Genomic DNA, 641 nt, shown 5'->3' on the forward strand with positions numbered 1-641 from the left:
GTCCCCGCCCCGCCCCGCGCTCACCGGATCCTCCGAGGCTTCGCGCGCCACCTTCTCGAAGTCCTCGCCCCCAGCGAGCCGCGCCTGGAGCGCGTTCATCCGGGACCACGCCCGGTTGCGCGTGGCTTCGTCATTCGCCGGGACCTTCACGAAGAGCTGCCGGACGCGCACCTGCCGGCGGGACAGCGCGTCGCGTGAAGACTCATAGCGCTTGCGGAGCGCCGACTCGGTGACCACCGACGCCAGGCGCTTTTCGAGCAGCGCCTGGGCCAGCACCTCGCGCTCCGCGGTCGCCACCCGCGCCTTCACGGCCTCGTCGTCCGCGAGGCCCTCGCGGCGCGCCTGCTCCGCCAACAGGGAGCGGGACACCAACGCGTCCAACGCCTGGGCGGGTGTGGGCCGCTCCCGCGCGCTCTGCGCGTCCACGTACGCGGCGACCTCCGCGCGCGTCACCTTCTGCTTGCCCACCTCCGCCACCACCTTCGGGTCTCCGCAGGCAACGAGCAGCAGCCCGGTCCCCATGAGCACCCACCCACGAAACCGACGCGGGGACGGAAGGGACGGCGACGAAGGCTGGGAGGAGTGACGGCGGTTCATGGGCTCGGAGAAGTCAGGAAGGAGGAACGGTGCCGTGCGGGAGG

General features: G+C 72.5%; 1 protein-coding gene. It reads right to left on the minus strand.

All coding sequences use genetic code 11. The annotated features are described in order from the left end of the window. Positions 1 to 522: peptidylprolyl isomerase (locus D7X74_RS05030; RefSeq protein WP_199741765.1), on the minus strand; the 522-nt coding region annotated here is incomplete at its 3' end. Between the last annotated feature and the right edge of the window lie 119 nt (positions 523 to 641).

It is taken from the genome of Corallococcus sp. CA047B (genome assembly GCF_003612065.1).
Classification (GTDB): Bacteria; Myxococcota; Myxococcia; order Myxococcales; family Myxococcaceae; genus Corallococcus; species Corallococcus praedator.